General features: G+C 49.1%; 7 protein-coding genes. 3 read left to right on the forward strand and 4 right to left on the reverse strand.

Annotation, left to right across the window (positions count from 1 at the left end; all coding sequences use genetic code 11):
- Positions 1–109: 109 nt before the first annotated feature.
- Positions 110–811 carry a flagellar basal body L-ring protein FlgH gene (flgH, locus tag H740_RS02915; protein ID WP_002947754.1) on the reverse strand — a complete coding sequence of 234 codons (702 nt, stop codon included), beginning with the start codon at positions 809–811 and terminating at the stop codon, positions 110–112.
- A gap of 62 nt (positions 812–873) precedes the next feature.
- Between flgH and pta the strand changes: the two genes are divergently transcribed.
- Positions 874–2247, forward strand: coding sequence for a phosphate acetyltransferase (gene pta / locus H740_RS02920; RefSeq protein ID WP_002951159.1), 1374 nt, complete (start codon positions 874–876; stop codon positions 2245–2247).
- Positions 2248–2258: 11 nt separating this feature from the next.
- On the forward strand, positions 2259–3458 hold the full coding sequence (locus tag H740_RS02925; RefSeq protein ID WP_002951161.1) for an acetate kinase: 1200 nt from the start codon (positions 2259–2261) through the stop codon (positions 3456–3458).
- Here H740_RS02925 and H740_RS02930 read toward each other — a convergent pair.
- On the reverse strand, positions 3426–3683 hold the full coding sequence (locus tag H740_RS02930) for a hypothetical protein (protein WP_002951162.1): 258 nt from the start codon (positions 3681–3683) through the stop codon (positions 3426–3428). The two genes, H740_RS02925 and H740_RS02930, sit on opposite strands and share 33 nt — an antisense overlap.
- Positions 3684–3867: 184 nt before the next feature.
- On the opposite strand from H740_RS02930, the gene H740_RS02935 reads away from it, so the two are divergent.
- Entirely contained in the window at positions 3868–4731 is an 864-nt protein-coding gene (locus H740_RS02935; RefSeq protein ID WP_002951164.1) for a DUF3137 domain-containing protein, read from the forward strand.
- A gap of 143 nt (positions 4732–4874) precedes the next feature.
- On the opposite strand, the gene H740_RS02940 is transcribed toward H740_RS02935, so the two are convergent.
- Together H740_RS02940 and H740_RS02945 are read right to left on the reverse strand one after the other, a co-directional pair.
- On the reverse strand, positions 4875–7874 hold the full coding sequence (locus tag H740_RS02940) for a molybdopterin-dependent oxidoreductase (RefSeq protein WP_002951167.1): 3000 nt from the start codon (positions 7872–7874) through the stop codon (positions 4875–4877).
- A gap of 10 nt (positions 7875–7884) precedes the next feature.
- A partial coding sequence (locus H740_RS02945; protein WP_002951168.1) for a 4Fe-4S dicluster domain-containing protein occupies positions 7885–8380 on the reverse strand: 496 nt, incomplete at its 5' end.

The raw sequence follows: 8380 nt of genomic DNA on the forward strand, positions 1-8380 counted from the left end.
TGAAGTTAAAATTTGACGAAGATAAGGCATATAGCCTATCGAGTCAAATTTTAACGAAATTCACAAAAAGCACTCAAAAGACAAGCCATCTAGCTAAGCATAAAAAAGCTTAAAAAGGCCAGATTGCCTCCATAAGCTTCGTCCCCCACGGCTTCCTCGTCGCCCTATCCACGTCGCCTTCGGTTTTATATAATATCTTGGCGTCGGCGATGTAGCGCGAGTCGATCTCGTTGGCATTTGAGATGTCGTACGGACGGATCACGCCGCTAAGCTGCATGATCTGCTTTTCGCCGTTTATGAGCAGCTCGCGCGAACCCTCGATAAAGTAGTTGCCGTTTTCTAGCACTTTGATGATGCGCGCTGAGATCGTAGTCGTAAAGGCCTCTGCGCGCACGCTAGATCCAGCTCCCGTAAATTCGTTTTTATTGCCCGCGCTAAAGCCGATGTCGCCGGCCTTGTTTAGCTGAGTAGCTAGCGTCGATAGTGGCGCGGAGCCTGCGGTAAATATCCCTCCGCCAAGGCTTATCGTGCTATTTTTGCTCGTGTCGTGCTTGCCGCTGGAGCTTTGGTTGGCGCGCTCGCTGATGACTACGGTTACGATGTCGTTTACGTTCATCGCCTTGCGGTCGGCAAAAAGCGGGTTATCTCCGCGACCAAAAAGGCTGCCCGCGTTTGGCTGGTTGTTGACCTGTTTGGCAGGAAGCTGCTCGACGTAAACGGGTGGCTTCATGTCTATGCGAGGGTCGGCGCTAGGCAAGCACCCGCTCAAAAACGCTGCTGCAAGGGCGCAAAAGTAAATATTTTTTCTCACGTTTTACCTTAAAGTGAAAATTTTACGATAAAATAAGCAAATCAAGTTCCAAAAGGAAAATTATGGCCGATTCTATCCTTGCGCTTGGCGCGAATTTTCAAGAAATTTACGAAATTATATCAACAAAATTTAAAAATGTAGCCGTTTTTGACCCCATCAATGATTTTTATGGACGAGAAAATACCCAAAAGGCTTTTGAAAACGGCAGCGAGCGTGAGTTTTTTAAAAGCGCGATAAATGAATTTGACCGCCTGGCCGAGAGCGCTGATTTTGTACTCGTTAAACCCACGCAAAGCATAGCAAATATCGGCGAAATAGAGCTAAATTTACAGATCGCTAGAAATTTAAACGTTCCGGTTTTTTGCCGCGAAAATTTGAGCTTTTTTACGCGAAACTCAAAGCTAATCGTAAGCGGAAATTTAGATGAAATTTTAAACGCAAAGCAAGATATCATCACGCCTTTACGCTTTGAAAATTCGCTATTTAAACTTGCCGCAAGAGATAAAAAAACCGTCGTTTTGCCTGAAAGCGAAGACGAGCGGATACTAAGAGCGAGCGAAATTTTACTAAAAAGCGGCGCAGTAAATTTGATCCTTTTGGGCGACGAAAACGAGATTAAATTTGACGCGGAGAAGCTCGGGGTAAATTTAAGCGGCGCGAGATTTATAAATTTAGAAAAAAACGAGTACGCAGATCGCCTAACCACCGCGCTTTTTGAGGCTCGCAAAAGCAAGGGCGTAAGCCTAGAGCAGGCTCGCGAACTCGTGCGAGATAGGACGTACTTTGCCACGATGCTGGTGCAAGAAGGGCTGGCAGATGCCATGGTGAGCGGCGCAAACACGACCACGGCACACACCATCCGCCCAGCACTTCAGATCATCAAAACGCGCCCGGGTAGCCCGCTAGTTTCAAGCTCGTTTATAATGTGCTTTGCGGAAGAGATCCTGATCTACGCCGACTGCGCGATAAATCCAAACCCGGATGCCCAGCAACTAGCGCAAATCGCTCTAGCCTCGGCTGATACGGCGAGCGCTTTTGGACTAGAACCACGAGTAGCGATGCTAAGCTACTCTAGCGGAGATAGCGGCAGCGGTGCTGATATCGATCTGGTTAGAAGCGCTGGCGAGATAGCGCACGATTTAGCCCCCGCCCTAAAAATCGAAGCTCCCGTACAGTACGATGCGGCCATAGACCCCGTAGTAGCGCGCAAAAAGCTACCAAACAGCGACGTAGCAGGCCGCGCGAACGTTTTTGTATTTCCAAATTTAAACGCGGGCAATATCGGCTACAAAATCGCGCAAAGAAGCGCAAACTGCGTCGCCGTCGGACCGATCTTGCAAGGTCTAAAAAAACCGGTAAACGACCTAAGTCGCGGATGCGGCGTAGGAGATGTCGTAAATACGGTCCTAATCAGCGCGATACAAGCCGCAAACTAAGGAGAAAAATAGTGAAAATTTTGGTTTTAAACTCAGGTAGCTCGTCGGTTAAATTTCAGCTTTTCGATATGGCGGATAACCGCGTCATAGCTAGCGGCCTAGTCGAAAAGATCGGCGAAGCAAGCTCCTATGCCAAGCTAAAAGACGTTAGCTCGGATAAAATTTACGAGGAGCGCGCACCGCTAAAAGACCACCACGAGGGGCTTGAGGCGATGAGGCGGCTGTTTGTTAGCTCAAATATCCTGCATGATTTTAGCGAGCTAGACGGTATCGGGCACCGCATCGTGCACGGCGGCGAGAGCTTTAGCGATTCGGCTCTAGTTACCCCCGACGTTATCGCCAAAATCGAGCAAAACTCCGTGCTGGCACCCCTTCACAACCCGGGCCACCTAGCCGGTATAAAAAATGCGATGCATGAGAGTGGTAAAAAGGTGCCTCACGTCGTCGTTTTTGATACCGTATTTCATCAAACCATCCCAGAGTACGCCTACCGCTACGCCCTACCCTTTGATCTTTGCAAGAGGCTACATATCCGCAGATACGGCTTTCACGGTACTTCGCACCACTATGTGACCAAAAAGGCCGCCGAATATCTAGGCGTGCCGTACGAGAAATTTAACGCCATCTCGCTACATCTTGGCAACGGAGCCTCCGCCTGCGCCGTACAAGGGGGCAAAAGCGTCGATACCTCGATGGGCCTAAGCCCGTTAGAAGGCCTGATAATGGGCACTAGAAGCGGCGATATGGATCCTGCGGTGCTTACTTATCTTTTGAATTTAGGCGAGCTCACGGCTGAGGGCATAGACGCGTTTTTAAACAAAAAAAGCGGACTGCTAGGCATCTGCGGCTCAAACGACATGCGCGAAGTGGTCGTCAAGATGCAAGGTGGCGACGAGCGCGCACATCTAGCATTTGAGATGTTTTGCTACCGTATCAAAAAGTATATCGGCGCGTATTACGCGGTTTTGGGCCGAGTGGATGCGGTTGTTTTCACCGGCGGCATCGGTGAAAACGCTCCGTATAGTCGCGAGAAAATCTGCAACGATCTCACGCACATGGGTATAAAGATCGATCACGAGCTAAATTTTGCCGCAAGCGGCGGTATACGAGATCTCAGTGCCCCTGACGCAGCGGTAAAAACTCTCGTCGTGCCTACTAACGAGGAGCTAGAAATCGCGCTAGAAACAAAACGGGTGATAGAAAATCTCTAAATTTGACCGCTCAAATTTGAGCTTTTTGCCTGCGTGACATGCGCGGGAAGTAAGCTTGCGGCGGGCCTCTTTGATTTGGCGAGCTTTGCGACCTGCAAATTTGACGAGTTGCGCCAAGGCTCGGTCAAATTTGATCTTATAATTTACGCTCAAAAATGGCGGCAAAATTTGACTAGCCAAACCCCAAATTTGCTCCGAGTCAAAATTTGACTCTAAATCTCTCAAATTTTAAAAATCCTCGCTCAAATTTACCCGACCGATTTACTTTATTTTAAGCCGCTCTCGGTCAAAATTTACGTAAAATTTAATCAAAAGCGACCAAATAACCATTTCGCAAGCATTTATATTAACCAAAAACAAACAAAAAGAGTGCCGAGCTAGAGTCGCGGTATCTCCGACAAGCGTTATTTTGGGCGTCGGCGTCATAGCGCTCTTTTTTATCTTCGGAAATAGATTTGATAGCGATCAGCTCTCGTCATTTGGCTTTATGATGGCGTTTTTGCTTGTTATTTCTCGTTATCTTTTTAAAATACTTAATCACATCGAAAAAGTAGAAAAAGTAAAAGAGGAATACAACGAATTTTACAAAGAAGTTTTCGTCCGCGCACTTATCGGCGAGATAGACGAAAGCTTTACGTATAGCGCCTACGGCGGCATTTCGCAGAGCGAATTTGACGCGGCGGGGATTTATAGACCGAGCACATTTTATAGCGAAGATAGCGTACGCGGCGTATATAAAGGCGTCAAATTTAGCCTGTGCGAGGTCATCAATCACGAGCGCGAATACCCGCGCGTAAATAACAAATACGTCGCCGCGTTCGTCCTGCTAAAGTATGCGTTTGACAAGTATTCGGACTTTAAAGGCAGCGTGCTAGTTTGCGAATTTAATAAGAAATTTCGCAGAAAAACGGTCGCTGTGAGTAAGGATTTCAATACTAAATTTTTAGGCGACAAAGAGCTGCTCGACGACGTCAAATTTAATGAAAATTTTAGAGTTTTTACGACGGATAAGATAGAGGCTAGATACCTGCTGACGCCTGCGTTTATGGGCAAGCTAAATATATTAAAAGCCTACAAAAACACGCTAAAATCGCCCAGCATGGCCTTTATGGATAACAAATTTTATCTATTTTGCTTTAGTAGGAGAAATTTTTTCGAGGGGCGGCTTTTTGATAAACTAGACATCGCCGAGGCTCGCCGCGAGCAAAGATACGTCAGGCAGATGCTTAGCGTCATCGATGAACTAAATTTGAGCTTAGATATCTATCGATAAATTTTGCTGTCAAATTTGCGCGGATTGCCCTAAAAATACTGCAAATTTGACGCCGTCCGCGACAAATTTACGCTACTTTAAATTTACTGCTGAATCGTCAAATTTAACGGCGACCAGGCTATGCCCTAGCCGCCGCGTTAAATTTAGCCGATTTTACGGATATTTGCAGGTAGTGCTTGTCTAGCACATGTGCCCACTAGCCAGTCGTTTAGGCTAAATTTACCCTTTCGCTTCGGATCTAGCAGGCCTAGTTTGTTGTGATTTACGCCTTTTTCCGCGCTTTCTAGCCAAAAGGCCGGTTTGCCGTCGATAAAATGCATCCTGGCGCCAAACTCATCGTGTCCAAAACCGTGCTCGAGGCTGATGACGCCGCTAGCGACTCCGTTTGTTACGAAGGCCTCGCCCGTTTGCGAGCCGTACGGCGTCGTGATCTTGACCTTGTCGCCAGTCTTGATACCCTGCTCGCTTGCGATATCCTCGGCGATCCTTACGAAATTTTTTGGATGTATGGCGCGTAGCTTTGGACTAACGATCGTGTAGTAGTGCTGGATGTTTGATTTTCTCGAACTTACGAGGTATTTCCACTCTGATTTTGGGAAAAACTTTTCCAGCGAAGTACCGTCGCTAGCGACCGCAAGGGCTAGAGTCGGCGTGCCCGGCATATACTCGCCCGTGATAGAGTGCCTATGTCCGCCAAGCGGCTCGTAGTAGATCGCAGCAGGCGTAGCGGCCGGGACTTTTACCGTGGTTTTATCGCCCTTATATGCACTTTCGTAGCTGTCAAACCTACCGCCTTTTGCCAGCACGTGCGCGACTTTTGGCTTTTCCTCGTCTTTTAAAAACGGCTCGAACTTTTTCATGGTTTTTGAAATTTTGCTGAGTTTTAAGTCCTCTTTGCTGATATCTTTTATGCCCTCTCCGTCAAAGGCCAAATTTGCTAGCGCCGCAGCGTAATACTGCTCCTTCGTATCCAGATCCATCGGCTTTCCGTCTTTATCCTTAAAGGCGCCCTTGCCAAAGCCTTTTAGTCCGAGCCTCTTTGCCACCGCGATATAAAAGGACTCCACGTCGATTAGCGTGCCGTCTGCGGCGTGGTCTTGCTTAGCGGCGACGGCCGGGTAACGCACGACAGAGGTTTGAGCTATCGTGCCCCAAAGCGAGTTTGGAAGCGCCCAGTTTTCGAGATTTACGCCGTCTGGTACGATGTAGTCGGCGTAGGCGTTAGTTTCGTTCATAAAGGCGTCGATACCGATGAAAAGCGGTAAATTTTTGCTATCTTTTAGCGCGTCTAGTACCGCAACCTCGAGCCCCGCCTGCCCGTACATCACGTTTGTCATGTAGTTTATAAACGCTTTTACCTTGTACGGATAGCCCGCTGCGTGGCTAGTGAGAGTTTCGTTTACTAGCGGCATCGAGATAGGATACCACGGCTGCTGCGCAGGATAACCGCTGCCGCCAGCTGCGACTTTACGCTTAAACTCCGAGCTCGTTTCGTAATACTTGCCCGAGCGGGATAAATTTAGTCCGTTTGGCTTGTATGCGCCCTCGAAGCTCTCCAGATCGTATCTACCTTTTAAAAACTCGTGCGTGCCCGCGCTTGCGTTTACGCTGCCGCCCTTGTAGCCGTAGGTGCCCATGAGCGTGTTTAGACAAAATATCGCGTACGTGCTCATGGCTGCTTGCGTGTGCATCATGCCACCGTGGACGTTGGTGCTAACCTGCCTGCCGTTTTTGGTGAAATTTTCACATAGCCAGAGGATATCCTCCACGCTCACGCCGCAAATTTTAGAGTACTCTTTTAGGCTGTGTTTATAGGCGGACTCTTTTAGCAGCTGCATCGAGCTTTTGACTTCGACTTTTTTGCCATTAAGCAAAATTTTGCCCTTATAATAGAGCTTGGCCGGCTCGTTTATTTTGTAGCTTTGGATTTTGCCGCTTTGAGAGCAGACCTGCCACTCGTCGCCAACTAGCGCAAATTTGCCGTAGTCTGCGTGGCCTTTTTGCGTGATGACTAGGTGGGTGGCGTTGCACCAGTGTATCTCGCCGGCTAGCTTTGCTTGCTCTAAATTTGGCTGCATGAGGTAGTTTGCGGCGTATTTTTCGTTTTCGATGATCCAGCGTATCATCGCCATAGCAAGCGCAGTGTCGGTGCCGGGTTTTATACCGATCCAGCGGCCTTTGTCTGAGGCGGCAAATTTAACGGCGTTTGTTAGCGTCGGATCTACCACTGCATAGGTGAAGCCGTCGTTTTTACTTCTTGCGTGGGCGACCATTTTGGCTTGCTTTTGGAACGGATTTCCGCCGTTTGCGGGCGAGGTACCCCAGTAGATGGTAAATTTGGAGTTTTCGTAGTCGGGCTTAGTATGGGCAAAGCCCTTTGCGTTGTGCGCAATCTTGCCGCCGACTCTAAAGCCGCCGCCGCAGATACCGCCGTGCGAGTAGTGATTTATAGTGCCGAAAGATTTTTTGATAAAGCGATCGACGATATCCGAGCGTCCGTCGTAGAGATAAAAGCTCAAAAGCTGGTTGCGCTTGGTGCCGTATTCCGGATTTGCCTCGTCGATGAGCTCGTCTGAGAGTATGGCTCTAAGCCCGTCCACGTGTCCCTCGCCGAAAAGATCTCCGCCCTCGACGACCTCCTCGACGAGCTGCTCGAAGCTGATCTTTTTCCACTTGCCCTCGCCTCTTTTGCCCACTCGCTTAAGCGGCGATAAAATCCTAATAGGCGAAGCTATCATCTCCGGTAGCGCCGCGCCTCTAGCGCATACGGTGGCGCGCCGATCGTCCTCGCCGCTAGCGGTGGTGGCTAGTAATGCGTCGTTTATCGAGGTATCAAAGCTCGCCCAGTGTACGTTTGATAGCGGATGATAGGGGTTGCCCGTGCATCTTAGCACGCGGTCTGCTTTTTCGTCCACGTGCAGGCGTAGTCCGCACTTTGCCACGCAGCCGTGACACATAGAAAATACCACGCTATGTCCGTCGTTCATCGAAATTTTGCCGTCTTTTACGCTAAATTCGGGCTGTAGCGAGCTGCCTTGCGGTTTATAGTCGTCTTTTATTTTTCCCGCGTCGTCCGCTACCGCAGCGGTCGCGCCCGCAGCCGAGATCATCGCCGCGTTTTTTAGAAATTCTCGTCTTTGCATTATTTTCTCCTTACAGCGCGATCTCTTCGCTCCAGCTGATCGCTTGTTTGTAGCCTTTTTTAGCCGCCAGTTCTTTATCGTTCTTAGCCAAAATTTCGCTCACGCCGTAGTAAAAAACCTGCGGATGCGTATTTTTCGGACTATCTAGTACCATCGTCTCGTGAGCGGCTAAAAATTTTCTGATATTTGAGTTTTCGTCGTTTAGATCGCCTATTATGCGGCTTCCGCCCACGCAAGTCTCCACGCACGCAGGTAGCAATCCCTCGCGCAGTCTGTGATCGCAGAAGGTGCATTTATCGACCTTGTAGGTTTGCAGACTAAGGTATCTGGCGTGATACGGACAGGCCTCGGCGCAAAGCGCGCAGCCGATGCACTCGGCGCTATTTACTTTGACGATGCCGTTGCTTCTTTGGTAGCTCGCTCCCGTCGGACAAACGTCGATACAGGCCGGATTTTCGCAGTGATTACAAAGGCGCGGTAGCGAGGCGATAACGGCTCGGGTGCCG

The sequence above is a fragment of the Campylobacter showae CC57C genome, from assembly GCF_000344295.2.
Taxonomy (GTDB): Bacteria; Campylobacterota; Campylobacteria; order Campylobacterales; family Campylobacteraceae; genus Campylobacter_A; species Campylobacter_A showae_B.